24 protein-coding genes are annotated in these 24,992 nt (G+C 71.1%); 14 read left to right on the top strand and 10 right to left on the bottom strand.

Going from position 1 to position 24,992, the window contains the following annotated elements; all coding sequences use genetic code 11:
* Nucleotides 1-7 precede the first annotated feature (7 nt).
* The 4 genes from KBX00_RS29130 to KBX00_RS06485 all read right to left on the bottom strand — a co-directional run bounded on the left by KBX00_RS29130 (nt 8) and on the right by KBX00_RS06485 (nt 4,137).
* Nucleotides 8-973, bottom strand: a complete 966-nt coding sequence (locus KBX00_RS29130) for a lysylphosphatidylglycerol synthase domain-containing protein (RefSeq protein ID WP_307868172.1) — start codon at nt 971-973, stop codon at nt 8-10.
* Nucleotides 970-2,007: a glycosyltransferase gene (locus KBX00_RS29125; protein ID WP_307868170.1), complete on the bottom strand. Its 1,038-nt coding sequence runs from the start codon at nt 2,005-2,007 to the stop codon at nt 970-972. Before KBX00_RS29125 ends, KBX00_RS29130 begins: the two co-directional genes overlap by 4 nt.
* Complete coding sequence (locus tag KBX00_RS06490) at nt 2,004-3,317, bottom strand: glycosyltransferase 87 family protein (protein ID WP_210824270.1); 1,314 nt, start codon at nt 3,315-3,317, stop codon at nt 2,004-2,006. The genes KBX00_RS29125 and KBX00_RS06490 overlap by 4 nt, the downstream gene beginning before the upstream one ends.
* Before the next feature lie 220 nt (nt 3,318-3,537).
* Nucleotides 3,538-4,137 carry a TetR/AcrR family transcriptional regulator gene (locus KBX00_RS06485; RefSeq protein WP_210824268.1) on the bottom strand — a complete coding sequence of 200 codons (600 nt, stop codon included), beginning with the start codon at nt 4,135-4,137 and terminating at the stop codon, nt 3,538-3,540.
* 72 nt (nt 4,138-4,209) lie between these two features.
* On the opposite strand from KBX00_RS06485, the gene KBX00_RS06480 reads away from it, so the two are divergent.
* On the top strand, nt 4,210-6,186 hold the full coding sequence (locus KBX00_RS06480) for an acyl-CoA dehydrogenase (RefSeq protein WP_210824266.1): 1,977 nt from the start codon (nt 4,210-4,212) through the stop codon (nt 6,184-6,186).
* A 170-nt stretch (nt 6,187-6,356) separates the two neighbouring features.
* Here the strand turns inward: KBX00_RS06480 and KBX00_RS06475 are convergent, their stop codons facing one another.
* Nucleotides 6,357-6,833, bottom strand: a complete 477-nt coding sequence (locus KBX00_RS06475; protein WP_210824264.1) for a MarR family winged helix-turn-helix transcriptional regulator — start codon at nt 6,831-6,833, stop codon at nt 6,357-6,359.
* A gap of 149 nt (nt 6,834-6,982) precedes the next feature.
* Here KBX00_RS06475 and KBX00_RS06470 point away from each other — a divergent pair, with 149 nt between their 5' ends.
* From KBX00_RS06470 to KBX00_RS06460, 3 genes are all read left to right on the top strand, one after another.
* Nucleotides 6,983-7,630 (top strand): FMN-dependent NADH-azoreductase, encoded by a 648-nt coding sequence (locus KBX00_RS06470; RefSeq protein WP_210824262.1) that lies wholly within the window; start codon nt 6,983-6,985, stop codon nt 7,628-7,630.
* 256 nt (nt 7,631-7,886) lie between these two features.
* Nucleotides 7,887-8,882, top strand: a complete 996-nt coding sequence (locus tag KBX00_RS06465) for a glycosyltransferase family 2 protein (RefSeq protein WP_307868168.1) — start codon at nt 7,887-7,889, stop codon at nt 8,880-8,882.
* Entirely contained in the window at nt 8,875-11,403 is a 2,529-nt protein-coding gene (locus KBX00_RS06460) for a hypothetical protein (protein ID WP_210824258.1), read from the top strand. The genes KBX00_RS06465 and KBX00_RS06460 overlap by 8 nt, the downstream gene beginning before the upstream one ends.
* An 81-nt stretch (nt 11,404-11,484) precedes the next feature.
* On the opposite strand, the gene KBX00_RS06455 is transcribed toward KBX00_RS06460, so the two are convergent.
* Nucleotides 11,485-13,059: an alpha/beta hydrolase gene (locus KBX00_RS06455; RefSeq protein ID WP_210824255.1), complete on the bottom strand. Its 1,575-nt coding sequence runs from the start codon at nt 13,057-13,059 to the stop codon at nt 11,485-11,487.
* Nucleotides 13,060-13,593: 534 nt separating this feature from the next.
* On the opposite strand from KBX00_RS06455, the gene KBX00_RS06450 reads away from it, so the two are divergent.
* Nucleotides 13,594-14,367: a hypothetical protein gene (locus KBX00_RS06450; protein ID WP_301547468.1), complete on the top strand. Its 774-nt coding sequence runs from the start codon at nt 13,594-13,596 to the stop codon at nt 14,365-14,367.
* 36 nt (nt 14,368-14,403) lie between these two features.
* Here KBX00_RS06450 and KBX00_RS06445 read toward each other — a convergent pair whose 3' ends face one another.
* Nucleotides 14,404-14,883 (bottom strand): GNAT family N-acetyltransferase, encoded by a 480-nt coding sequence (locus KBX00_RS06445; protein ID WP_210824253.1) that lies wholly within the window; start codon nt 14,881-14,883, stop codon nt 14,404-14,406.
* Between the two features lie 85 nt (nt 14,884-14,968).
* Here KBX00_RS06445 and KBX00_RS06440 point away from each other — a divergent pair, with 85 nt between their 5' ends.
* The 3 genes from KBX00_RS06440 to KBX00_RS06430 all read left to right on the top strand — a co-directional run bounded on the left by KBX00_RS06440 (nt 14,969) and on the right by KBX00_RS06430 (nt 17,827).
* On the top strand, nt 14,969-15,547 hold the full coding sequence (locus KBX00_RS06440) for a TetR-like C-terminal domain-containing protein (RefSeq protein WP_210824251.1): 579 nt from the start codon (nt 14,969-14,971) through the stop codon (nt 15,545-15,547).
* Nucleotides 15,547-16,674, top strand: a complete 1,128-nt coding sequence (locus tag KBX00_RS06435) for a GDSL-type esterase/lipase family protein (RefSeq protein ID WP_210824249.1) — start codon at nt 15,547-15,549, stop codon at nt 16,672-16,674. The genes KBX00_RS06440 and KBX00_RS06435 overlap by 1 nt, the downstream gene beginning before the upstream one ends.
* Nucleotides 16,675-16,948: 274 nt before the next feature.
* Entirely contained in the window at nt 16,949-17,827 is an 879-nt protein-coding gene (locus KBX00_RS06430; protein ID WP_210824247.1) for a Scr1 family TA system antitoxin-like transcriptional regulator, read from the top strand.
* On the opposite strand, the gene KBX00_RS06425 is transcribed toward KBX00_RS06430, so the two are convergent.
* Nucleotides 17,815-18,768, bottom strand: coding sequence for an SDR family NAD(P)-dependent oxidoreductase (locus tag KBX00_RS06425; RefSeq protein ID WP_210824245.1), 954 nt, complete (start codon nt 18,766-18,768; stop codon nt 17,815-17,817). The genes KBX00_RS06430 and KBX00_RS06425 overlap by 13 nt on opposite strands.
* Before the next feature lie 103 nt (nt 18,769-18,871).
* Here KBX00_RS06425 and KBX00_RS06420 point away from each other — a divergent pair, with 103 nt between their 5' ends.
* The 4 genes from KBX00_RS06420 (at nt 18,872) to KBX00_RS06405 (ending at nt 21,235) form a co-directional block, all read left to right on the top strand.
* Nucleotides 18,872-19,537 carry a TetR family transcriptional regulator gene (locus tag KBX00_RS06420; RefSeq protein WP_210824243.1) on the top strand — a complete coding sequence of 222 codons (666 nt, stop codon included), beginning with the start codon at nt 18,872-18,874 and terminating at the stop codon, nt 19,535-19,537.
* A 29-nt stretch (nt 19,538-19,566) separates the two neighbouring features.
* Complete coding sequence (locus KBX00_RS06415) at nt 19,567-20,388, top strand: hypothetical protein (protein ID WP_301547466.1); 822 nt, start codon at nt 19,567-19,569, stop codon at nt 20,386-20,388.
* A 73-nt stretch (nt 20,389-20,461) separates the two neighbouring features.
* Entirely contained in the window at nt 20,462-20,674 is a 213-nt protein-coding gene (locus KBX00_RS06410) for a hypothetical protein (protein WP_210824241.1), read from the top strand.
* 126 nt (nt 20,675-20,800) lie between these two features.
* Complete coding sequence (locus KBX00_RS06405; RefSeq protein WP_210824239.1) at nt 20,801-21,235, top strand: hypothetical protein; 435 nt, start codon at nt 20,801-20,803, stop codon at nt 21,233-21,235.
* A gap of 69 nt (nt 21,236-21,304) precedes the next feature.
* Here the strand turns inward: KBX00_RS06405 and KBX00_RS06400 are convergent, their stop codons facing one another.
* A complete protein-coding gene (locus KBX00_RS06400) occupies nt 21,305-22,324 on the bottom strand; it encodes an aldo/keto reductase (protein ID WP_210824238.1) in 1,020 nt (339 codons plus the stop codon).
* A 146-nt stretch (nt 22,325-22,470) separates the two neighbouring features.
* Here KBX00_RS06400 and KBX00_RS06395 point away from each other — a divergent pair, with 146 nt between their 5' ends.
* The gene (locus KBX00_RS06395; protein ID WP_210824237.1) at nt 22,471-23,049 is read left to right on the top strand and encodes a TetR/AcrR family transcriptional regulator; all 579 of its coding nucleotides are present in this window, start codon (nt 22,471-22,473) and stop codon (nt 23,047-23,049) included.
* Nucleotides 23,050-23,055: 6 nt separating this feature from the next.
* Here KBX00_RS06395 and KBX00_RS06390 read toward each other — a convergent pair whose 3' ends face one another.
* Complete coding sequence (locus tag KBX00_RS06390) at nt 23,056-24,006, bottom strand: alpha/beta fold hydrolase (protein ID WP_210824236.1); 951 nt, start codon at nt 24,004-24,006, stop codon at nt 23,056-23,058.
* Between the two features lie 192 nt (nt 24,007-24,198).
* Here KBX00_RS06390 and KBX00_RS06385 point away from each other — a divergent pair, with 192 nt between their 5' ends.
* Nucleotides 24,199-24,894 carry a proteasome protein gene (locus KBX00_RS06385; RefSeq protein WP_210824235.1) on the top strand — a complete coding sequence of 232 codons (696 nt, stop codon included), beginning with the start codon at nt 24,199-24,201 and terminating at the stop codon, nt 24,892-24,894.
* The last annotated feature ends 98 nt before the right edge of the window (nt 24,895-24,992 follow it).

Raw genomic sequence — 24,992 nt, 5'->3', positions numbered from 1 at the left:
GATGACGTCAGCCGACCGGCGCGACCCGCCGCACCGGATCGGTGCGGCGTCGGTGCAGGTACTGGGCCAGCAGCAGCCCCACCCCACCGACCGCCACCTCGCTGAGCGCGCAGACCAGCCGGCTGACCAGCACCACCGGTGTCGCCACGGCGACCGGCAGCACGGTGACCAGCCCGAGCATGAGCACCGCCTCACGCACCCCCAGACCGTCCGGGGCGATCATCACCGACAGGCCGGCCACCGTCGCGGCGGCGAACCCGGCGACGCAGATCAGGTACGACCGGGCCGGCGGCGCTCCGGCGACCACCGCCAGCAACCACAGGTGGTGCCCGGAGACCAGCCAGGACAGCGACTGTGCGGTGACCGCCCGACGTACGCCGGTGGCGGAGGCGGTGACCTGCGGTGGTGGTCGTCGTAGCAGCCGGGCCGCCGCCGCCAGTCCCCGGTTCAGCAGGTCCGGCCGGGCGACCAGCACCACCAGGGGCACGGTGGCGACCAGCAGCCAGCCGGCGGTTCCGGACAGCAGTGCCGGCCCGGCCGCGAGCGCGATCGTCATCCCGGTCATCGCCACCACCGCCCAGCTGAGCAGGAACACCCCGGCCAGCCGGACCGGCCCCACCTCGATCTCCTTGCCCATCCGCAGCAGCACCGGCAGAGCGACGAACCGGCCCGGCACGAACTTGGCCAGGAAACCCACGAAGAACAGCCGGTACGCGGTCCACCTGTCGACCGCGGCGCCCAGGTCGGCGAAGAGCGCCCGCCAGGAGGCCAGCCCCAGCAGCAGCCCGGCGGCGTTGATCAGCAGGGCGCCGATCAGCGCCGCCACCACCCGCAGCGGATCAAGTTGGCCGGCCAGCGTGGCCACCGGAGTCCAGTCCTGGGCCCGGACGAACAGCACCAGACCGACGGTCAGGGCCACCACGAACACGGCCGTGAGGACGTGGTTGGCCAGCCGCCACCAACGGCCGCTCACCGGCGCGACACCAGACTCACCGGTCGGGACCGGTGGTCCCGCAACCGGCGCAGCAGGGCCGCGCACACCCCCAGGCCCATCCCGACGAACTCGGTCAGGTGGGTCATCCACCGCAGCCAGGTGGCGTAGATCAGGAACCGGGGGCCCCGGTGCCGCCGGGCGAAGGCCAGCAACTCGCGGTCGGCAACCACGGCGGCGGTCAGCAGGGCCACCGGCAGCAACCCCAGCCAGGGTGTGAGGACGACCAGGGGCACGCCGGCCACCGCCAGCCCGGTCGCGCCCATGCCGACCACGGACCCGACATCGACCGGATGCGGCGACCGCTGCGCGGTGTCGGCCCCGGCGACCGGCCGCTGCCATCGGGCCGCCACGACCGCGTCGGCGTACGTCACCGCCCGGCGGAACAGCTCCGACAGGTAGGGCCACAGCCGGTCCACGTCGTCGTGCCGGCCGACGATCTCGTCGCTGACCCGGATCTCGTACCGTCGGGGCAACCGGGTGCCGAACTCCACGTCCTCGGCGTCGCGCAGCCGCTCGTCGAAGCCGCCCACCAGGTCGAACACGGCTCTCGGTACGGCCGTGAGGGCGAACATGGTGCTCGTGGTCACCCCGGTGGCCCGACGCCGCCAGTAGTGTTCGAACAACGTCTTGTACGCCTCGACCGGCCCGTCGTCGTAGAGCGGACGCGGGTCGTAGATGCCCTGCACCACGCCGCAGTCGGGATGCGCCGAAAGGGCGCGCACCGCGGCGGCAAGCGCACCGGGGGCCAGCGCGATGTCCGAGTCGACGAAGAACAACACGTCGCCGGTGGCCCGGGCGGCACCGGCGTTGCGGGCCGCCGACACGCCCCGGTTGGCCCCGAAGGCCACCACCGTGCACGGGAAGCCGGCTGCGATCTGTCGCGACCGGTCGGTGCTCGCGTCGTCGACGACGATCACTTCGGCCGGCGGCGGGGTCTGCGCGTACACCGAGGACAGGCAGGCGTGCAGCGTCCGCTCCTTGTTGTAGTTGGGCACGACCACCGAGACCCTCACCGGATCCCGCCCTCGATGGTGTCGGCGCGGTTCATGTCGGCACCGTCCCTTCCGTGCGGTTCTGCGGCCGGGTCCGCCGCCGGTTGTGGGCGGGTCGGCTCAGCGCCGACGGGCGCCCCGGCCGGACGCACCGCCAGCCAGCCCAGTGCGGCCAGCCCGACCAGCACGTACATGTTGGTGTGCAGCAGCGCCCAGCCCTGGAAGTGCAGGTCCGTCCCGCGCAGACCGATGACGGTCCACCCGGCGCTTGCCACGAGGCCGGCCCAGAGCGCCGCGCCGAGCACCACCGCGAACCGGTGCCCCGCCCGGCGTCCGCGCACCACCAGCAGCACCAGCGCGGGTACGCACCACACCCAGTGGTGATGCCAGGAGACCGGCGAGACGAGCAGTCCGGTCGTGGCGCAGGCGAGCACCCCGAGCAGCGGTGCACCGGCGTGGGCGCAGCGCGCCGCGATCACCAGCCCGGCCACCGCGGTCAGCGCCGCCACCGGCAGCCAGACGGCTCGCACGTCGGCGGTGTCGGCGAGCCGGGCCAGCGTGCCGTGCAGCGACTGGTTCAGCACGGTCCGCGGGTCCCCGGTCACCCGGGCGGTGTCGAACAGGCCGCCGCTGAAGAACCGCGCCGAGTCCTGTGGCCGCCAGGCGAAGCCGAGCCCGACGGTGGCGGCGAACCCGGCCAACGCCACCCCCGCGGCCCGCCACCGGCCGGTGCACAGCAGGTACGCCACGAAGATGAGCGGCGTCAGCTTCACCCCGGCGGCGACACCGACGCCGAGCCCGTGCCAGCGCCGGCCCGGACCGTGCATCAGGTCCAGCAGCACGATCAGCATCAGGAACAGGCCCACCTGACCGACCTGAAGGTGACCGGCCACCGGGAACACCGGCAGCATCGCGACCGTGCCGGTCAGTACCGCGCCGGCGGAGGCGGCCACACCGGCGGCGCGTAGCGCCAGTGCGACCCCGGCCGACAGCGCGACGACCGAGGCCAGCAGCCAGATCCCGACGCCCACGGTGGGGTCGACGTGGGCCAGCGGCTGCAGCAGGAAGGCGGCGAACGGGGGGTAGGTGAAACCCAGCACGATGCCGTCGGTGCCCCGGTGGGCGGCCTCGTAGAGCTGCCCGTCGCCGCGCGCGGCCGCGACGGCGCCCGCCTGGTAGACCGCGAAGTCACCCCAGAACAGGCCGGTCGTGCGGTGCACGGCGGCAGCCGCGCCGGCCAGCAGCAGCGGCAGCAGCACCAGGGCTGTTCTGCGTGGTGCCAGCCACCGCCGGACGCCCGGTCGGAGGGCTGGTGCCGGAGCAGTGGCCATCACCGGTCTCCCCCTTCAGCGGTCGGCGCAGGAACGGTAGCAATCGATCTATCAACGGATCCTGTAACCGTTCTGGATTACCGAGGGTCCTCGGGCCGGGGATCGCCGGGAGGAATGGGTGACCACCGAGCCGGACAATGGCAGGGCCGATCCCCTGGCCGGGTGATGACCGGTTCGGCGGGTGCCCGGTCGGCACCCTGTGGTCATACGCCGACGGTGGTCAGCGGACCGCCTCGGCGACGACCCGCCACACCTGGGCGGCGAGCCAGTCGTTGAGCTGGTCCGGCTCGACCTCGTCGCGGTGGTCGAACCACCAGATGATGCCGGCGTCGACCATGCCGACGACGCTGGCCACCACGTACGCGGGCAGGTGCGCCTCGTGCCCGGCGGCGCGCAGGTTGGCGACGGCCGCCTCGGTGATCTCGGGAACGGCGTGCGCGGTGCCGAGGCGAGCCCGGAACCGGTAGAGGTTGGGGTGGGCAACCGCCCAGCTCAGCACCCGGCCGATGATGCCGTGCACCACCTGAGGCGGGGTGCCCGGGGCGGACAGCGACGGGCGGATCCAGGCGCTCACCTGGCGGGCGGCATGCCGCGCGACGGCCTGATCGAGGTCGTCCTTGCTGGAGAAATGGCGGTAGACGTGCGGTCTGGGCAGCCCGGCCCGGTCGGCCACCGTGCCCAGCCCGGTGTCGGTGCCGTGTTCCTCGATGACGCGGACTGCGGCCTCGACGATCGCCTGCCGTCGCCGGGCCCGCTCCTGCGGGATGCCACCGGCACGGCGGGCGGCGATGGTGTCCCGTTTCACCGCCGCATTGCTCACCGGATCACTGTAGCGGCTCGGTAACCTTGGCTGGGTACGAGCTGTACCCAACCAGCGTCCTGCGAGGTAGCCATGCCCAGTCCAGCACCCGGCCCCGTCGACCTCACCCGCCTCCAGGAAGTGCTCGACGGACCGTGGGCCGAGGTCCGCAACGCGCACCGCAGGCACCTCGACGAACGCTTCCTCCCGGTGTACGGCGAGACCGGCGACCAGGCCCGGGAGCGGATCACCCGGCTGCTCGGCGAACTGCCCGTCAAGCTGGGGATCGCGTCGGCCTTTCCCACCCAGTACGGCGGCGGATCGGACGTCGGCGGCTCGATCATCGCCACCGAGATGCTGGCCCAGGTGGACCTCTCGCTGATGGTCAAGGCCGGCGTGCAGTGGGGCCTGTTCGGCGGTGCGGTCGCGGCCCTGGGCACCCGACGCCATCACGACGCCTACCTTCGGGACATCATCTCCGGCCGGATCCTGGGCTGCTTCGCGATGACCGAGACGGGGCACGGTTCCGACGTCCAGCAGCTGCGCACCACCTGCACGTACGATTCCGGGACGCAGACCTTCGACCTGCACACCCCGCACGAGGCGGCCCGAAAGGACTACATCGGCAACGCCGCCCGAGACGGGCGGATGGCGGTGGTCTTCGCGCAGTTGGTCAGTAATGGGCAGGGGCACGGCGTACACGCCTGGCTGGTGCCGATCCGCGACGAGCAGGGCAACCCGCTGCCCGGCGTGACCATCGGCGACGCCGGGCCCAAGGCCGGCCTGCTCGGCGTGGACAACGGCCGACTCAGCTTCGACCACGTCACGGTGCCCCGGGACATGCTGCTGGACCGCTACGGCCAGGTCGCCGAGGACGGCACGTACTCCAGCCCGATCGAGAACGACTCCCGGCGCTTCTTCACCATGCTGGGCACCCTGGTCCGGGGCCGGATCAGCGTGGGTGGCGCCGCGTCGGCGGCCACCAAGTCGGCGTTGACCATCGCGGTCCGGTACGGCGACATCCGCCGCCAGTTCAGCACCCCCGACGCCGAGCGGGAGGTGCTGCTCAACGACTACCTGGCCCACCAGCGCAAGTTGCTGCCCGCCCTGGCCACCACCTACGCGCTGCACTTCGCCCAGGCCGAGCTGGTCGCCGTCCTGCACGACGTACAGGGCGGCGACGGCCCGGTCGACGAGCGCCGGCAGCGGGAGTTGGAGTCCCGCGCCGCCGGGCTCAAGGCCGCGCAGACCTGGCACGCCGCGCGGACCATCCAGTTGTGTCGCGAGGCGTGCGGCGGCGCCGGCTACCTGGCCGAGAACCGGCTGCCGGGCCTGCGCGCCGACACCGACGTCTTCACCACGTTCGAGGGTGACAACACGGTCCTGCTGCAACTGGTCGCCAAGGGGCTGCTGACCGGGTACCGGGACGAGTTCGGCTCGCTGGACGGCTGGGGACGTGCCTCCTTCGTCGCCGAGCAGGTCCGGGAGATGGTGCTCGAACGCAGCGCCGCCCGGTCGCTGATCCAGCAACTGATCAGCGCCGTGCCCGGCCGCGACGAGGAGGTCGCCGTCACCGACCGGGGCTGGCAGCTCAAGATCTTCGACGACCGGGAGAAGCACCTGCTGGAAGGGGCGATCCGCCGTCTGCGCAGCGGCGCGTCGAGCAAGCGGGACCGTCCCTTCGACATCTTCAACGATGTCCAGGACCACGTCCTCACCGCCGCCGCCGCACACGTCGACCGGATCACCCTGGAGGCGTTCGTCGCCGGCATCGAGGACACCGCGGACCCGGGGGTCCGGGCGCTGCTCTCCCGGGTCTGCGACCTGTACGCCCTCAGCGTCATCGAGTCCCACAAGGGGTGGCTGCTGGAGCACGGCCGACTCACGCCGGCCCGCTCGAAGGCGATCACCGGCGTGGTGAACGGTCTGCTCAAGGAGCTACGTCCGCAGATGCGGACGTTGGTGGACGGCTTCGCCATTCCGGAGACCTGGCTGCACGCCGCGATCCTCCGCGAGGAGCCCGGCCGCCAGGACACCATGACCGCCCACGACGCCACTGACCCCTGGTGAGCGGCTCAACGACCGCGAGCGCGCCGAGTGGCTGGACCTGCGGGCGCGGCGGGGCGCCCCGTCGGTGACCACCGCCATGCACGAGCTGGCGGTGCGCGAGGCCCTGCCGAACCTGTCCACCGCCGAACTCGACGCCATGGGCGGCGGAAACGCCCGGTCCGGCACCGACCCTACTGCGGCGGCTGCGCCGCCTCGTCGACCTGCTGCGTCACCCGACAGGAGACCTCCCGCAACGCGGTGACCTGTTCCTCGGTGAGCCCGTCGATGACGAACCGGCGCACCGCCGCGACATGCCCCGGCGCCGCGGCGACCACGAGATCCCACCCGGCCTCGGTCAGCACCGCCCGGTTGTAGCGGGGGTTCTCCGGGTCGGGCTCACGACGCAGCAGACCCCGCTGTTCAAGACGCTTGACGACGTTCGACAGCCGGGACAGCGAGCTGTTGATCTGGCCTGCCAGGGTACTGAGCCGCAGGCTGCGCCCGGGTGCCATGGACAGGCCGCTCAGCACGAAGTAGTCGAACAGCGTGAGGTTGTGGTCGCGTAGCAGTTGCGCATCGAGCGCGCCGGGCAGCTTGAATATGAGGCTGGCCAGGGCGAGCCAGGCCTCGCGCTCGCACTCGGTCAACCACCGGGGTTCCTCCGGCATCCGCCCAGCCTAGCTGCCGGCCGCGGAAGGCGATGTCGGGCAGGTCGTCGACAACGGCGGGAGGTGAGCCAGCTCGCATTTACTTCAAGCTTGAACTTTGACGGGCTACCGTCGGATTCAAGCTTGAACAAAACCACCTTGGAGTTGTCGTGACCCTGTTCCGACTGGACGCCAGCATCCGTACCCACGGGTCGGCGAGCCGCGAGATCGCCGACATCGTCGAAGAGGAGTGGCTCGCCGCGCACACCGGAGACCCGATCGAGCGTCGCCACATCGGCGTCGACGCCCTGCCGTCGACGGCCTGGGCGGCGGCGGTCACCGCCCAGACGACCGCACCCGAGGAGCACACCGCCGAGCAACGTGCGGCCGTCGCCCTCGCCGCGACCCTGGTGGACGAGTTGCTCGCCGCCGACGCCGTCCTGTTCGCCGTGCCGCTGTACAACTACGGCGTCTCACAGCACGTCAAGACCTACGTCGACCTGGTCAGCACCGACCAGCGCGCATTCGGCAAGCCGTTCCTGGCGGGCAAGCGGGTCGTGCTGGTCACGGTCCGGGGCGGGGCGTACGGGGGTGGCACCCCACGGGAGGGCTGGGACCACGCCACCCCGTACCTGCGCCGCATCATCGCCGACTGCTGGGGCGCCGACCTCACCGTCGTCGAACGGGAGTTCACCCTCGTCGGCGTCAACCCCGCCCTCGACTCGTTCACCGACCAGGCCGCGCAGATGCACGCCGAGGCTCTGCAGGCCGCCCGGGAGGCCGGCCGCGCGCTCGGCGCCGCACCGGTACCGGCCTGAGCCGACCGCCGGAAACCGGCCGAGCAGTCCGTGGCGCACGCCGCCGGTGTGCGCCACGGGGCGGCCGGGCCGCCCCCGGGTCCCGCCCGGCATCACCCCGGACCATCCGCACGGCAGGCGGGATTCGCCGGCCGTTAACGCCAGCGCCGGGCGGGAGTCAACTTCTCGGGGCAGGGTGACCGCTTGCTTGCTTTGTGCGGGCGCTTCCAAAAGTGGACTCTGCGTGGGACGGGGCCGGCAGACAATGCGATCCGACGTGACCGGAGAGACGACCCTGTCCGTGGTCGTGCCGATGTACAACGAGGAGGCCGTGATCGGCGGCCTCGTCGCCCGGCTCCGGCCGGTGCTCGACGACCTGCACGTCGACTACGAGGTGGTGGCCGTCGACGACGGCAGCCGGGACGCGACGGTGGCGCTGCTCACCGCGCAGGCGCGGGACTGGCCGCAGCTGCGCATCGTCCGGTTGCGGCGCAACAGCGGCCACCAGGCGGCACTCACCGCCGGCCTGCACCGGGCGCGCGGGCGGTGGGTGGTCAGCCTCGACGCGGATCTTCAGGATCCACCGGAGACGATCGCCGAGATGTTGCGGTTGGCGCGGGCCGGCGCCGCCGTGGTGTACGGGGTACGCGCCGACCGCAGCACCGACACGTTATTCAAGCGGCACACCGCGCGGGTCTACTACCGGCTGATGCGGCGGATCGTCGGCGCGGAGGTGCCGGCCCAGGCCGGTGACTTCCGGATGGTCAGCCGGGAGGTGGTGCAGACGCTGCGCCGGCTGCCCGAACGCAACCCGGTCTACCGGTTGTTGATCCCCGCCCTCGGTTTCCCCAGCGCCGAGGTCCGCTACGTACGCGAGGCCCGGCACGCCGGAGAGACGAAGTACCCGCTGCCCCGGATGATCGCGTTGGCCTGGGACAGCGTCGCGAACTTCTCCGCCGCGCCGTTGCGGCTGGCCACCTGGCTGGGCGCGGGTAGCTTCCTGGCCTGCCTGGTGCTGATGGCCTTCGGCGTCGTCGGGCACCTGCGTGGGGTGACCATCCCCGGCTGGACGTCCCTGTTCGTCGCGGTGCTGCTGCTCGGCGGGGTGCAGTTGGTCTGCCTGGGCCTGCTCGGCGAGTACGTCGGCCGGATCTACGCCGCAGTACAGAACCGGCCGACCTTCCACGTCGGGTCGGACACCGACGACGACCGGTCCGCCGGGGCCGAGCACCAGGCGGCCAATGCACGCCCGGTCGCTGCCGTCCGTGGCTGAGTCACCGCTGCCCGCCGCCACCCCGCCACGGTCCGCCGTACCGACGGCGGTACCGACTCAGCGTGGACCGGCGGGGGCGGGTCTGGCAACCGCGCCCGCCACGGCGGCACCGGCGAACGGCAGCGATCCCGGTGCACCGACCCGACGCCCGGCCCACCGGGAGGTGCTGCGCCGGTCCGCCACGCTGCTGCCCTGGTTGGTCGTGCTCGCCGTGCTGCCGATCGGGTGGTGGGACGGCGGCATCCCGATGGCCGACGTCGGGGCGTTCGGGGCGTACTGGGCGGTGGCGGTGGTGCTGCCCGGGACACTTGTGCACCGGGCGTTGCGCGGCAGCCGGGGCAACCTGCCCGAGGATCTCGGCTACGGCGCGGCCACCGGCCTGCTGCTCGAACTGGCCGTCTGGGCGCTCGCCGCCGCAAGCGGAGGTCAGCACCTGCTGCGCTGGTGGCCGCTGCCGGTGGTCGTGATCTTCCTGGCCGTACCCCGGTTGCGGCGGCACTGGCGCACCGGACCCGGCCGGCGGCTGCCGCTGGCCTGGCACTGGGCGATCTGCGGCGTGCTGCTGCTGATCGCCGTGTGGGGGTACGCCAACTGGCGGACGTTGCCGCCGCCCCCGGCCGACTACGCCTACTACCAGGATCTGCTCTACCACCTCGGGCTGGTGCACGAACTCACCCGGGACATGCCCTTCCAACTGCCGCACCTGGCCGGGGAGCCGCTGCGCTACCACTACCTGTCCGACGCGCACCTCGCCAGTGCCAGCATGATCACTGGTGTGTCACCGGCCACGGTGCTGCTGTACCTGTGGGTGGTGCCGGTCGCCTGGGTCGCCGCGCTGGTCGTCGCCGCGCTGGCCCGCGAGCTGGCCGGACGCTGGTGGATCGGGCCGCTGGTCGCCGCCGTCGGGTACCTCGGCGCCCCGGCCACCCTCGGCTCTCCGCTGGCGATGCCCGGATCCCGCGCCCTGTCGTACGCCAGCCTCTCCCAGACGTACGTACTGCCGCTGCTGATGCTGCTCGCCGCCGTCTGCGTCCAGGTGCTGCGCGGGCGGGCTCTGGGCCCGGCGTGGGTGCTGGTACCGGCGCTCGGTCTCGCCTGCGCGGGTGCGAAGTCCAGTGCCCTGCCACCGCTGATCGCCGGACTCGGCCTCGCCGCGCTGGCCGCCTGGATCCGTCACCGCCGGCCTCCGTGGCGGGTGCTCGCCGTGCTGGCCACGCTTGTCGCCGCCATGGCCGTCGGCTACCGGCTGTTCGCCGGCGGTGGCGCGGGCATCCTGCGGACCCAGCCGTTCGGCCTGATCCGTTTCATGGCGCCCTACCAGCAGACCTACGGCGCGGAGGACGGCGCCCAGTTGGGCGGCCTGCTGCCGCCGGGCCTGTCCGGGGCCGACGGAAGTGCCGCTTGGCTGCTCGCGGCAGCCCTGTTCGGCTCGTGGCTGCTGCAGCAGACAGCCCGGCTGGCGGGCGGGTTGCTGCTGGTCACACCGACTCGACGCGACCCGGCCGCCTGGTTGTTCAGCGGTGCCGTCGCCGCCGGACTCACCGTGACCTGGCTGACCTTCCATCCCTCCGCCAGCCAGGTCTACTTCTGGCTACCCGTCATCCCGTTCGGTGCTCTGCTCGCCGGCTGGCTACTCGCCCGGATCCGGGTGCGGTGGCCGGTGCTCGTCACGGCCGGTCTCCTCGGCCTCGTCGCCCAGCTTCTGGCCCCGCCGCTCGATTCACCGCCGCTGCTGACCCAGGCGCAACGTGCGGTCGAGTCGGTACGCGCAGCCCACGCCGACGACTGGATTGTGGTGATCGGCTGGTCGGCCGTCCGGTACGCCGCCCTGATCGTCGCGGCCGCGCTGCTCGCCGTCGCGGTGGAGGCGCTGCTCCTCAACCGGCCCCGCACCGCCCTCACCGCCCGCCGCGCCGCTCTGGCCCGCCGGCTTGGCCGGCCGGCCTGGACCACCCAGTTCGGCCGGTCGGCGCTCGCCGCAGCCGTCGCGGCACTGCTCGGCGCCAGCCTCGCCACCGGCGTGGACACCATGGGCCGGCAGCTGCTCGCCCGCGGGGATTCGCCCGCAGCCGTCAACCAACTCAGGGTGACCGAGCCGGAGATGCGGGCCGCGCTCTGGCTGCACGAGCACACCGATCCCGACGACCTGGTCGCCACGAACGTGCACTGCCGGCCCGTACGCACCACGCCGAATTGCGACGCCCGCGCCTTCTGGGTCACCGGCCTGGGCGGCCGCCGCGCGCTTGTCGAGAGTTGGGGGTACGCCGACGACACCGTCGCGGCACACGGCCGCGACGGACACGCCTACCCCCGACAACCCGCACCCGACCCGGCGCTGTTCGCGCTCAACGAACGGGTCTTCACCGACCCCACCCCCGCCGACCTGGCACGGCTCCGCGACGCCCACGGGGTGCGTTGGCTGCTCGCCGACGCCAACGCCGGACCGGTCGCCGACGAACTGGCCCGGCTCGCCCCGGTCCGCTACACCGCCGGCCCGGTCACCATTCACGAACTACCCTGACGCCTTCCGGGGTTCGGGTGCCGACCGGCACCGGGGTGGCCGGCTCGCCTCGGCGAACCGGCCACCCCAAGACCCGACAGCTCAGAACAGCCAGGTCGGCAGCGGCGGAGCACCGCGCAGCGGCACCGGCGGCGGCGCGGCGGGGCCGGACTCCTGGCTCGACGCCCGGCCACGGGCGGACGTCGTGCCCGGCGGCGGTGCGGCGGCGCAACGCGTGCCCTCCGCCGGCACGACCCGGTCGATCAGGTACCCCTCGATGGCCTCGTCCGCGCAGCTCACGCGGCCGTAGACGATGTGCCCCCAGCCCTCGTAGGTGAGCAGTTCGGCGTGGTCACCGAACTGGTCGGCGGCACCGAGCGCCCAGTTGTAGCCCGTCGCCGGATCGTGCAGCGAGTTGACCAGCAGCAGCTTCGACTCGTTCGTCGGGTCGATCCGCCGCTGCGGGTTGTCCACCGGGGTCGGCCAGCCCAGGCAGATGGCCCCGACCGACGCCCGGGGCGGGTCCGGCAGGTCGGGTGCGGCGCGCTGGGCGTCGGCGAGAATGGAGCGCCACTGGGTGACGTCCCGGGCCTTCAGGTTCCAGTCCTGGCAGAGCACCGCCTGATAGGCGAAGGGCACCACGGTCGGCGGCTCGTCGGCAACCTCCCGCGTCACCGCCGCCGACGTCCCCCACGGCCGTCCCGCGTCGACCCGCTCCAGCTCGGCGGCGATCTCCAGCCAGTACGGCTGGTAGTTGAGATTGCCCAACACGAAGTTGACCAGATCCCGCTGGGTGATCTTGTAGCTGTGATCGTCCGGGTCCGGTAGCTCACCCCGGGCGGCGCGATCGAGCAGCCGCTGCCAGAACTGACGGATGTTGCGGCCGTACAGGGCGCACTGCGGCAACCGGGAGCAGCCCGCCACGAACTCGTTGAACGAATCCTGCCCGGTGGCCGCCTGGGTGACGGCGAAACCGCGCGCGTCCTGGCTGTGGTCCATCACGCTGTCGGCCACGATGGCGCCCACCCGACTCGGATACATATCCGCGTACTGCTGGGCCATCAACGTGCCGTATGACATGCCCAAGAAATTCAACTTGGCGTCACCGACGGCCGCCCGAATCGCGTCGATGTCCTGGATGACCTGAAGCGTGTCCACGTGATCGAATACCGGCCCGCTGTTGGCCCGGCAGTCGTCGGCCAGCGCCCGGCTCGCGGAGACCATCCGGGCGAATGCGCTTGACGTTTTTATCGGCTCGACCGGCAATTGGTTGATCTTGTCAAGCGTACACATGATCGGTGAACTGCGGGCCACCCCGCGTGGATCGAATCCGACGATGTCGAAATGGCGACGCAGTTCGTCGCCGTAGGTGGCCCACAACGCCGAGTCGACGCCGGAGCCGCCCGGGCCACCCGGATTCACCAGCAGCGACCCGCGGCGCACCGCCGGGTCCGTCGCCGGCCGCTTGGCCAGCGCCAATTCGATTGTGGGACCGTCTGGATCGGCCCAGTCGACCGGTACCTCCAGGGTGCCGCACAGGGCGCCCGCGTCCTGCTCGCACGGCGTCCACTGCACGTCCCCGGTCGGGGACGCGGACACGGACGACGGGGCGAGCGGCGCCAGCACCACCCCCACTGTGACTCCGGCGAGCAATCGCCGGATCAATTTTCTGCGCATGCTCCCTCTCCCAGATCGTGTTCCGGCTTCCCGCCGGCCGGTGCTGAACGTAGCGACTCCACCACGTCCCGGGGTTACCGGTAAATGTCGTCGCCAATACCATTCCGAACGCGATCTCCTTGATCGGGATGACACGACCCGGGAGCGCTCCCACGGAAGGTTCATGAATGGCGAGGTCACCCGGGACACAGCGGATGTGGCGGCACGTGAATCTGCACTCGAACGACGATTGTCAACATGGCAGAGGTCACAAGCGGTGCCAGTGTTATCGCTAACCCACCAGGCACTTAATCGCAACGTGCGGTCAAATTGCGTGACGAATTGGAAACCCTGGATTCACGTACTGAACGGCCGGGACGTCTCACCGACCGCGGGCGCCCGGCGTGCGGTCAGGGGCAGCGTCCCACCAGTCGTGAGACGCCTCGGTGACGGTCGGTCGGACACGCCGGCCGGCAGTTTCGCCGGGTTCACCCGTGGGCAGGAGACCCTTTGGTGGGCAGGAGAGCTTTGATCCGACATACAGGGGCGACGCCGATGAGCCAGGACATGAAGCAGGAGGCACGGCGGACACGCCGGGTCGCGGCGCTGGTGCTGCCGTTGCTCGGCGCCCTCGCGGTCGCCGCCGGCTGTGCAGGCACCGACGCCACCAGCAGGTCCGACTCGACCTCCGCCCCGCCACCGTCGGCATCGAGCGCCGCGACCGACCCGGCCACGGCCACCCCCACGGCCGATGCGACAGTGGTCATCCCGAAGTCGGCGTTCCTCGAACTGCCAGCGGAGCTGCGGAAGCTTCCGCCGCGCACGATGCCCGTCGCCGACGCCGTACCCGAGTTGTGCGATGACGGGTTCGGCACCGGCGGCCGGTCGGTCACCGCCAGCGCCGCGATGATGACCGGCTACCGGCAGCCCGGCGACCCGCCCTCCAACGTCCCGTACGGCACGATCGCGCAGACGATCTTCACCTTCTCGGGCGACGGCGCGGCGGACTATCTCCGGCGGCTCCGCGCGACCCTCGCCGACTGCGCGTCCTTCACCATCGACAACGGCGACACCGTGAAGGTCCGCACCGAGACGTTGCCCGACGCCGGCGACGAGGGACTGCTCGTCGTCCAGGTGCGGCAGGCGCGGAACCTGCCGGGCGATCTCGTCGAGGGCGAGGAGACGACCACGCAGATCGCCGTGGTACGGGTGGCCGACGCGGTGACCCTGCTGCACGACGAGGGGTGGGAAGGCACCAGCGGCGACCCTGCGCTGGTGGACGACTTCGTTCGGGCTGCGGTCGACGCCCTCGACACCTGGCAGCGCTAGAACCGGACCGGCCCGGTGCCGAACCGTCGGGAGCTGTCAGCCGATTCCCCGGAGCCGACGACGCATGATCCAGGTCGACGCCGTGCCCTCCCCGGTCACCTCGCCCGTAGCCGGGTCGATCGCGCGCCAGCGGTGCCGGTGCGGTCGAACGACGACGTAGCCCAACCTCGCGTAGAACGCGGCGGCGGCCTCGTCGTCGACGTCCACGTCGAGACTCATCGCGTCGGCTCCCCGCGCCGCGCCCGCCGCTTCGCCGGCTTCGACGAGCGCCCTCCCGATGCCACGGCGACGGGCCGACGCGACCACCGCCAACCCGTAAAGCCACGGGTGTGGCGGGTCGCAGCCGTCCCGCCACCGGACGCTCACCGCCCCCACCACGCGGTCGGCGGCCACGGCGACGAGCATCACCTCCTCGTCGCGCCGGGCGGCCTGGAGCCGCACCTCGGCGCGGTCCCGCGACCCCGCCAGTTCCCCCAGGCAGTCCAGGTCGGTGTCCAGTACGGCACGGATCGTCACCCGGCCGACCGTACCGGGCACGTCGTGCCACCCACCCAAACCTAATACTGTTAGGTTTTCGGCTACAGGGTGTAGGGTGGCAGGTATGGCACGCGCGAACCTGACTCCGGCGGTCGTCACCGCCGCAGCGGCGGAGCTGGCTGACCGGGAGGGATTCGAGGCGATCACCCTGTCGGCGCTGGCCCGCCACTTCGGGGTGCAGACCGCGAGTCTCTACTCGCACGTCCGCGACCGGTCCGCACTGCTCGACCGCGTCCACGAACTGGCCCTCGGTGAGCTGGCCGACCGGGTCGGCATGGCCATCGGTGGCCGGGCCCAGCGCGACGCCCTCACCGCCCTCGCCGACGCGCACCGCGACTACGCGCGCCAGTGCCCCGGCCGGTGGGCCGCCCTGCAACGTCCGGCGGCGGCATCGACCGTACGCTCGGAGGCGGCCGGCCGACTGGTCGCGCTCACCCTGGCGATGCTCCGCGGCTACCAGCTGCCGGAGGCCGAACTCGTCCACGCCACCCGGCTGCTCGGCGCCACCATCAACGGCTTCCTGGCGCTTGAGGTCAACGGCAGCTTCGGGCACCGCGAGCCGTCCTCGGACGTCTCCTGGCAGCGAGCGCTGAGCGCGCTCGACACCGCATTCCGCTCCTGGCCCACCGAAGGGAACCACTGATGCCCGTCCCGTCCGACCTTCTCCGTGGCGCCGCCGAGACCGAGGTCACCCCGCGCGGCATCCGGCCGCACCGGCTGCCGGCCTGGGTACGGGAGCAGTTCCCGGACGGTCAGCTACTCGCGATGGAGAGCCAGCCGTCCGGCGTACGCCTCGTCTTCCAGACGGCGGCGAGCACACTCGACCTGGTGACCCACCCGACCCGGATCGCCTATCTGGGCGCCGACCGACCGCGTGGCCGCGTCGACGTCTACGTCGACGGCGTACTCGCCCTCCGTGACCCGCTCAGCGGCGGCGACCGGGTGGAGGTCGACCTCGCCAGCGGCCAGAGCGTCTTCCACCCCGGACCGGCGCACACGACGAGCGTCTCCGGGCTGCCCGCCGGCCGGCACCGGATCGAGGTCTGGCTGCCGCACAACGAGAGCGTCGAACTGGTCGACCTGCGGGCCGACGCCCCGATCGAGCCGGACGACGCCACCCTGCCGCTGTGGGTGCACCATGGCAGCTCCATCAGTCACGGCTCGAACGCCCTCGCACCCAGCGAAACCTGGCCGGCCGTCGCCGCCCGCCGGGCCGGCGTCGAGCTGCGCAACCTCGGCCTTGGCGGCAGTGCGTTCGTCGACCCGTTCCTGGCCCGCGTGATCCGTGACGCCCCCGCCGACTACATAAGCGTCAAGCTCGGCATCAACGTGGTGAACCTCGACGGGATGCGGCTACGCACCTTCGTCCCCGCCGTACACGGCTTCCTCGACACCATCCGCGACGGCCATCCGGACGTTCCGCTGCTGCTGATCTCGCCGTTGTTCTGCGGCATCCACGAGGACACCCCAGGGCCGGGCGCGATCGACCCCGACTCGGTCGGCACCGACCAGGTGCGTTTCGTCGCCACCGGAACGCCCGGGGACATCGCGCTCGGACGCTTGACGCTTCAGGTCATCCGGCGTGAGCTGCGCTCACTGGCCGACCGCCGCGCCGCCGACAAGAACCTGCACTACCTCGACGGCACCACCCTGTACGGCCCCGCCGACCTTCCGCTACCGGACGGCCTGCACCCGAGCCCCGAGGCCCACCAGCGGATCGGTACCCGTTTCGCCGAGTACGCCTTCACTCAGGACGGCCCGTTCGCGTAGGTGTCGCCATACCGCAAACAGCCATACCGCAATCTGCCAGCTAGCAACCTTGGGCGATTTTTTTACTGCGCCCGGGTTGTCCAGGCGCACCATACCAACCGTCCCGAGCGCCGCGCCGGCCACCAGCCAGCAGATCTGGGCAACCGACAGCTGCTCGTCGGCGGTGGCGAATCCGACGGTCGCCGTGCCAGCCACGATCGCCACGGCACCCGCCAACGCCGGCACGTCAAAGCGCCGAGTGCGTCGGTTGCCGGAACGGTCGACCATGTCTTCCATGATGCCCGATCGCCACCACCCTGACCACGCCCTGGATCAGGAGGAACCAACGCCCGCGGTGGCACGTTGGCTGATCCGCACCCGCCTCCGCCGGCTGCGCGAGCGACGCCTGCTCACCCAGGATCAGGTGGCCAATGAGATGGATTGGTCGGTGTCCAAGGTCATCCGCATCGAGAGCGGCGCCTTCGGAGTCAGTGTCTACGACATGCGTGCGCTGCTCGCCCTCTACCGCGTCGACGACCGGGCGCAGCTCGACGAACTACGGCGACTCGCGCTCATCGCACGCTCCCGCCACGACCGGCGGATCTTCCACATGCCGTCGTCGGTCCGTACGGTGTTCGAGCAGGTCGCCCACTTCGAACGATCCGCGACCACCATCGACGTCTACGCCGCCACGTGGATTCCCGACCTCCTGCAGACCCGCGAGTACGCCGCCGCGCTCGCACCTGTCCGACTCGGCGACCAGGTCGTGACGGACGACGTGGCCACCTCCGTCATCCAGCGTCAGGAATGGTTGACCCGTCGCACCAGACACGTCCGGACGACCTTCCTGATCCAGGAGGCGGTGCTGCACCGCCAGGTCGGCGGCGCCTCGGTGCAGGCCACCCAACTACGGCGGCTGGCGGCGACACCATCGGTCCGCATCATCCCCCGCACCGCCGCCGCCCGATTCGTCGCCGCACCGTCCTTCGCCGTCATGACGATCGGCGACCACGGAAGCCTCGCCTTCGTGTACGGCTTCGACGGCAGCATTCAGCTCGTCGAGGAGCCCGAGCGGCTCGCGCAGCTCCAGGATGCCCTGTCCCAGGCCAGCGAGTTCGCCATCGATGCCGCCACGTCGTCACGGCTCATCGCCGAGGCAGGTCAGGAGCGGTAGTCGACGGCCGGGTCGGCGGGAGAGACGTGCTGCCTGGGCTCGACGACGGGGAACGTCACTCCGGTGAGGTCTTCGGAGACGGCCCACAGCCGCTGCTGGACGGCCACCTCGTACGACTCGGGGCTGGAGGTGACCAGGCGAGGGTGGCCCGTGACCTCGTGGCGCCCCCCGGGACCGTAGTACTGGCCGCCGAGCACGGCGGGATCGGTGGCGGCGCGCAGGGTCGGCAGCGCGCCCATGGCCGGTGTCTGGGCGATCAGCGGCGCGAGCCAGGTCAGCGGAATCTGGAGGGCCACGGGAGTGTTCCGGGCGAGTTCGGTGCTGGACAACCCGGGGTGCGCGGCCACCGCGACCGTGGTGCCGTGCGGGGCGAGCCGGCGCTGCAACTCGTAGGTGAACATCAGGTTCGCCAGCTTGGACTGACCGTAGGCGGCGACCCGGCGGTACGACCGCTCCCAGTGCAGATCGTCGAAGTGGATCGCGGCCCGGATGCGGTGGCCAGCACTGCTGACCGTCACCACCCGCGAGCCGGGCACCGGCAGCATCAGGTCCAGCAGCAGTCCGGTGAGCGCGAAGTGGCCGAGGTGGTTGGTGCCGAACTGCATCTCGAAGCCGTCCCGGGTGGTCTGCTTCGGGGTGTACATCACGCCGGCATTGTTGATCAGCAGATCGAGCCGGCCGAGCCGGGACCGCAACGCCGCCGCTGCGGTCTGGACGGAGTCCAGCGAGGTCAGGTCCAGCTCCTGCACGGTCACGTCGCCGGCCATCCGGGCCGCCGCCCGCTCACCCTTCTCGACGTTACGGACGGCGAGCACCACGGACGCCCCGCGCTCGGCGAGCGCCTTTGCGGTCTCGTACCCCAGGCCGGTGTTGGCCCCGGTCACCACGGCCACCCGCCCGCGCTGGTCCGGGATGTTCGCCGTCGTCCACTTCTCACCCATGCCAGTCTCCCTTTACGTACCGGAGGTATCTTGTATGCACGACGCTAAAGTACTTTCGGTACGTTGTCAACGTACCGACGGTACCTAAGCTAGGATGGCGACCGTGACTTTCCAGCGGGCGCGCACCGAGGAGCAGCGGGAGATCCGGCGACTGGCCATCCTCGACGCCGCGTCGGCGATGCTCGACGAGATGCCGGTGGCCGCGGTCACGCTCAACGAACTCAGCCGCCGGGTAGGTCTGGCGAAGCCGAACGTGCTGCGCTACTTCGAGTCGCGCGAGGCGGTGCTGCTGGAACTGCTGGATCAGTTCCTGGCGGAGTGGCTGGCAGAACTGACCGCCGAGTTGGCCGACGGCATCGACGAGAAGCTGCCCATGGCCGAGCGCGCGGCAGCGACAGCCGAGATCATCAGCCGGTCACTCGCCGCCCGGGTGGTGCTGTGCGACCTGTTCGGCGCACAGGGCAGCGTCCTGGAACACAACGTCTCCGTCGAGGTCGCGATACGCCACAAGCGGGCCGCCCTCAACCGCCTGGCCACCATGGCCGACCTGGTGCAGAGGCACCTACCGGAGCTGGGCGACAACGCCGAGCTGTTCAGCCTGCAGACGATGGTCACGGCCGGCGCACTGTCGGCGTACAGCACTCCCCCGGCCAGCCTGGAAGCGGCCTACCGGGCCGAACCAACCCTGGCCCGCTTCCACATGGCGCTGAAGGACTCCTTGACGCTGGCCCTGACCGCGACCCTGCTGGGCGTACTACCCCGCCGCTGACCCGAGACGGAATCGGACATCATCCTCACATGGGCGACCTGCTGATCAATCTGCTGGCAAGCGTCATCGCCGGCACGGCCGTCTGGCTCACGGGTTTCCTGCTGCGGCGACGCCGGCTGGGCCGGGCCCGCGCCTTCTTCGGCCTGTCCCCCGGAGCGAGCTGCCTGCTTGTGGTGTCCCGGCACGCGTCCTCGCCGCGCGAGTTCAGCGTCCACCGCCGCGACGTCGCCGCGCTCGTGGAACTGGCGACCATCGCCCGGGAATGTGGCGCGCACGCCGACCGGGTCGGCGAGAACCAGCCGGCCGGCGAGATCGGCCGGCTCACCGAGTTCTGCGTCGGCGGCCCCGGCGGCGCCAGCCCCCGCAGCGCCACGCACGTACGCGCGATCCTGCGCGGTGTGACGTACGAGGTCTTCGACGAGGAGAAGCGCCGGCTGTCGTTCACGGTCGGCGGCACCGAGTACCTCCACAGTGCGGAGGCCAGCTACGTCCTGCTCGCCCGGTTCTGGGCACCAACCGGCGGACGCCCGGTGTTCTTTCTCGGCGGCCTGACCGCCGGCAGCAACCTCGCCGGCGCCCGCTACCTGGCCCGGCACCACCCCGAGCTGTACCGCCAGTTCGGCGCCGACCGTCCGTTCGCCCTGGTGCTGCGGATCGTCGAACCGGCCGCGTACGGCACCGACTTCACCGAGCTGGCCGCCGACGTGACCGGCGCCGCGTTCCAGCCGGCACCGCAGCCAGGTAACAAGAACGTTGGGGTTGCCGACCCGGCCGTCACACTGCCGTCGACGAACCCGGACGACGGAGATCCACCCCTGGCGCTCCAGCCGGGCGTTTCGCCGGCGCAGTAGGCCCCTACCGCAGCCGCGACATCTGGCCCCACTGCGGCTGGCACAGCACACCGACCGCCGATACGCTGCCGCCATGTCTCGGTTCAGCATGGTGGCTCGGGTCGATGACGAACGTGAGGTTGCTGAGGCCGAAGATTGGATCGCGAGATTCCGGGAGGAATTCACCTCGGTCTCGCAGGTCGGCTGCGGCTGCTGCGTACGCGCCTGGCTTATCGAGGGGCCACGAGAGTTGGCCGACAAAGTCCCGGCGGCGCTCAGCGCTTCGACCGACTGGGACCGCGACTGATTCATGCCGACCCGGAGCCGGAGCGAAGCGGCCGGGTCGAGGGTCCAGCGGTCAGAGGTATTGCGGTACCTGCGTTGTACGGCGACCGGGCCGGCACTCGGGACAGACGCCTGGTAGGCATGGCTCGTGGCCTTCTTCGCCGACCTGACGCCATACACGTACTGGGAGCCATACGACACAAGCGGGAGGTGGCGACCCGACGAGCCGTGGCCGAGCCTACCCCTGCTCAATGTCGGCTGGCTGGACTGCTCGCATCCGTTCCAGACTGGCGCTCCCCCTGATGAGTTGATTCCTGCGCTGACGAAACTGGCGAAGGTGCGCGTCCGCCAGACACGCGGCCACCACCACTGCGAACTCTGCCTCCGGGACATGGGTGACGCGGCCAGAGAAGCCATTCAGCAGGGCTTGATCCCTCGCGGAAGCGCTGAGTTCCAGGTGCGGGGCCACGGCGTCGTGTACGCCGCGCCTCAGCTACTGACCCACTACGTGGCCGCTCACGCATACCTGCCACCACTTGTTTTCTGCGAGGCGGCCATCCGCGTTGCCGAGCTGAGCAGGTAGACGCTCAGCTCGGCAACGGGCAGCGGCGCGTACGGCTGTCTGCCGCCTGCTGACTGACGTGCCGAGTGCTCAGCGGCGGCGCAGCGCCGGATCGAGCAGAGCGGGCGGGGTGTCGTTCTTCTCGTGGGCGGCGAGGTCGACGCCGGGAGCCACGATCGCGTCGATCGCGTCCAGCACGTCGGCCGGGAGCACCGTGTCCGCGGCGGCGAGCTGCGAGCGAAGGTGGTCCATCGTGCGGGGGCCGATGATCGCGCTGGTCACGCCCGGATGCGCGGTGACGAAGCCGAGCGCGAGCTGGATCATGCTGAGGCCGGCCTGGTCGGCGACTGTGGCGAGTTGCTCGACGGCGTCGAGCTTGGCGCGGTTGGCCGGGATACCGACGTCGTAGCGTTGGGGCATGAAACCTGCGCGGTTCGTGCTGATTTCCTGGCCGGCACGGATCGCCCCGGACAGCCAGCCCGACGCCAGCGGGCTCCAGGCGAGCACGCCCATGCCGTACTCCTGCGTCGCGGGCAGCACGTGGGTCTCGACGCCCCGCTGCAGGATCGAGTAGTTCGGCTGCTCGGTCACGTAACGGCTCAGCCGTCCCTCGCGGGCGGCCCACTGCGCCTGCACGATGCGGTAGGCCGGGAAGGTCGAGGAGCCGAAGTAGCGGATCTTGCCCGTACGCTGCAGGTCCGTCAGAGCCGACAGCGTCTCGTCGTCGCTGGTCGCCGGATCCCACCGGTGCATCTGGTAGAGGTCGACGTGGTCGACGCCGAGGCGGCGCAGGCTGTTCTCCAGCGCGGTGACCAGCCAGCGGCGCGAACCGCCCCGCTGGTTGCGCCCGTCGCCCATCGGCAGGGTCGCCTTGGTGGCCAGGACGACGTCGTCCCGGCGGCCGGCGATCGCCTTGCCGACCATCTCCTCGGACTGGCCGCCGCTGTATGCGTCGGCGGTGTCGATGAGGTTGATCCCCGCCTCGAGGGCTGCGTCGACGATGGCCGTGGCTTCGTCCTGGGTGGTGTCGCCGATCCTGCCGAAGTTCATCGCGCCGAGGACGAGGGTGCTGACCTGCACACCAGTGCGACCCAACGTGCGGTACTGCATGACTGTTCTCCTTACCGACGTCCGGCGGTAGACGGTTTGGTGGTGGCCCGCCCGGTAAGTATGCTGACCAAGCGGAGCGATGTTCCGATAACCAACATACGGAACAGCGTTCCGGATGCCAAGCGGAGTGACGGAGGTAACGCGGCGTGGCCGACATCGACAGTGGCTCGGTCCCGCGCAAGCGGGCCGACGCCCGGCGCAACGAGAGGGCCCTGCTCGACGCCGCCGCCGCGGCGTTCGTCACCGCCGGCGTGGACGTGCCCGTGCGGGAGATCGCCGTCAGGGCGGGCGTCGGCGTCGGCACGATCTACCGCCACTTCCCCACCCGGGCCGACCTCATCGTCGCCGTCTACCGGCACCAGATCGAGGCGTGCGCCGAGGCGGGACCGGCCCTACTGGCCGAGAGCGACACGCCGCACGCCGCCCTGGCACAGTGGATCGACCTGTTTGTCGACTTCCTGGTCACCAAGCACGGTCTCGCCGCAGCGCTACAGTCCGACGAGGCCGCCTTCCAGACCCTGCACACCTACTTCCTCGACCGGCTCGTCCCGGTCTGCGACCAGCTTCTCGACGCCGCCGCCGCCCACGACGAGATCCGCCCCGACATGGACGCCTACGCGCTGCTGCGCGGCGTCGGCAATCTCTGCATCGGCGCTGGCAACGATCCCCGTTACGATGCGCGCCGGCTGGTCGACCTCCTCGTCGCCGGGCTCCGCGTCCACTAGCTAGGCTCACTTGCTGTCGATGCGTCCGATCGGGTTGGTGCTCGTGTTGAACACGGACCGGGCAGCAGTCCAGGTGTCCTTGGTCGAGGAGAGCGCGCTACGCAGGTAGGCGGTGGTCAGCCGTTGCAGGACGGCTACCCGCTCGGGGCTCTCGTCGGTGGTCTCGGCGACCTCGTAGCCCGGTATGCCGCCGAGGGAGTGCCCCGCGCCGAACAGGGTGAGCAGATCGGTCGCCCCAGGGCTGAGCGTGTACGCATCGGTGAACCAGTCGGGTCCGCGGCTGGACATGCGGGACTGATCCTGGTCACCGGCGACGACAAGCGTCGGGGTGGTGAGTTCGGCGAAGGACGGATTCATGAAGGGAAACCTCTCCTTCGCGAAGGGGTGCAGTTCGTCGCCACCCGCGCCGGTCGTCGCAAGGAGGATGCCGGCCTTCACGCGCTTGTCGGAAAGGTCCTCGCCCAGTCGCCCGTCCGCCTCGATGACGCGTGCGCCGAGGATCGCCTGAACGGTGTGACCGCCCCAGGAGTGCCCGGCGGCGGCGACGCTGCGACGGTCCATCCGGCCGGCGAGACCCGGCAGGGCTCCTTCGATGGTGTCGAGTTGGTCGAGGATGCGCTTCAGGTCCGCGATGCGCTGGAGCCAGATGTCCGGGAAACGGGGGTCGTCGACGGTGATGCCGATACGGCGGGAGTCCAGATGGGTGGGCTGGATGACGACGAAGCCGCGCGACGCCCAGAAGCTGGTCAGAGGCGCGTAGCCGTCCAACGACCAACCATTGCCGTGCGAGAACAACACGATCGGCAGACGGGAACCGGTCGCCGGAGCGGACACGCGCACCTCCAGGGGCACGGCTCGACCCGGCGCGTCCAGGTTCACCGGCGCGACCGACACGACGGAAGCGCCGCCGCCGACGATGTCATCGAGCGTCTGCGCGATGGTGACGGGGAGACCCATGACTTCACTCTCCTCTTCCGAAAGGTGCCGGCTCCGCCGTACGTAGAAACGGAACCTCGCTCCCAACCATACGGAGCAACGTTCCGGATCGCCAACCGCGGGCAACGGACGGGCCGACACCAGTCGGGGTGTAGGCGGGCGGGATGCCGGGTACCTCGCGCCCTACCCCGTACCCCCATCCAGGAGGACCCCATGACCGTCGTACTCGCCGTTGTCTGCAGCGACGGGGTGGTGATCGGCGCGGACTCCCAGATCACCGACAGCGACCGCGGTCTGAGCTTTCCCGCCCGGAAGCTGCACCCGCTGGGCTCCTGCGCCGCCTGGGGCGGCAGCGGCGCGCGGGGAGTACTCAACGACCTGCGCCCCCTCCTTCAGGACTCGGCCACCGCCATCCTCGAAGCACCCGACATCGGCGGCGAGTTGCAGGAGCGCGTCCTGCCCGTCTTCAAGAAGCACTACGAGAACTACATCCCGGACGTGCCCGGCGAGGACGACGGCGGCGGGGTGTCGGCGTACCTGCTCGCGGCCGGCTACAGCCAGGGCGCGCCGTGGATCGTCGAGATCAACCCCAACGGGCTCATCGGCCGTTACGAGGACGTGGGCTTCCACGCCATCGGCTCCGGCGCGCCCATGGCCCAGCAGGCCGGCGCGCTGCTGTCGCACTTGCGGATTACCAGGCGCACCATCGAGTACGGCGTGGTGGGCGTGATCCGGGTGCTGGAGGCGCTGGATCAGACCTCGCCGTCGGTCGGCGGGCCGTTCAACGTCGCGTGCATCCGTGAGGAAGGCGCCCACCACCTCGACGAGAAGGAGATCGCCAAGGCGCTGAAGGACTCCCAGCGCTGGCGCGACCTCGAACAGGAGGCGCTCGACCGGCTGTTCGACTGACGACGGCGAGTGACGACGACCGGCATGGGTGGCGGTCGCGTCGGCAACTCGCTACTCGTGGCGCCTCAGGCGTTGCCGGGGCGATACTCCAAGCCGTC

The sequence above is a fragment of the Micromonospora sp. C95 genome (genome assembly GCF_018070465.1).
Classification (GTDB): Bacteria; Actinomycetota; Actinomycetes; order Mycobacteriales; family Micromonosporaceae; genus Micromonospora.
Note: the sequence above shows the minus strand (reverse complement) of the source record. Positions and strands in the feature narration are given on the sequence as shown.

Bases quoted from the DNA above. Each gene is read 5' to 3' on its own strand.
- KBX00_RS06450 (WP_301547468.1), top strand. From the start codon at position 13,594: ATGAGCCAGGACATGAAGCAGGAGGCACGGCGGACACGCCGGGTCGCG.
- KBX00_RS06440 (WP_210824251.1), top strand. From the start codon at position 14,969: ATGGCACGCGCGAACCTGACTCCGGCGGTCGTCACCGCCGCAGCGGCG.
- KBX00_RS06415 (WP_301547466.1), top strand. From the start codon at position 19,567: ATGGGCGACCTGCTGATCAATCTGCTGGCAAGCGTCATCGCCGGCACG.
- KBX00_RS06480 (WP_210824266.1), top strand. From the start codon at position 4,210: ATGCCCAGTCCAGCACCCGGCCCCGTCGACCTCACCCGCCTCCAGGAA.
- KBX00_RS06435 (WP_210824249.1), top strand. From the start codon at position 15,547: ATGCCCGTCCCGTCCGACCTTCTCCGTGGCGCCGCCGAGACCGAGGTC.
- KBX00_RS06425 (WP_210824245.1), bottom strand. From the start codon at position 18,768: ATGGGTGAGAAGTGGACGACGGCGAACATCCCGGACCAGCGCGGGCGG.
- KBX00_RS06400 (WP_210824238.1), bottom strand. From the start codon at position 22,324: ATGCAGTACCGCACGTTGGGTCGCACTGGTGTGCAGGTCAGCACCCTC.
- KBX00_RS06455 (WP_210824255.1), bottom strand. From the start codon at position 13,059: ATGCGCAGAAAATTGATCCGGCGATTGCTCGCCGGAGTCACAGTGGGG.
- KBX00_RS06490 (WP_210824270.1), bottom strand. From the start codon at position 3,317: ATGGCCACTGCTCCGGCACCAGCCCTCCGACCGGGCGTCCGGCGGTGG.
- KBX00_RS06390 (WP_210824236.1), bottom strand. From the start codon at position 24,006: ATGGGTCTCCCCGTCACCATCGCGCAGACGCTCGATGACATCGTCGGC.
- KBX00_RS06410 (WP_210824241.1), top strand. From the start codon at position 20,462: ATGTCTCGGTTCAGCATGGTGGCTCGGGTCGATGACGAACGTGAGGTT.
- KBX00_RS06475 (WP_210824264.1), bottom strand. From the start codon at position 6,833: ATGCCGGAGGAACCCCGGTGGTTGACCGAGTGCGAGCGCGAGGCCTGG.
- KBX00_RS06385 (WP_210824235.1), top strand. From the start codon at position 24,199: ATGACCGTCGTACTCGCCGTTGTCTGCAGCGACGGGGTGGTGATCGGC.
- KBX00_RS06430 (WP_210824247.1), top strand. From the start codon at position 16,949: ATGATGCCCGATCGCCACCACCCTGACCACGCCCTGGATCAGGAGGAA.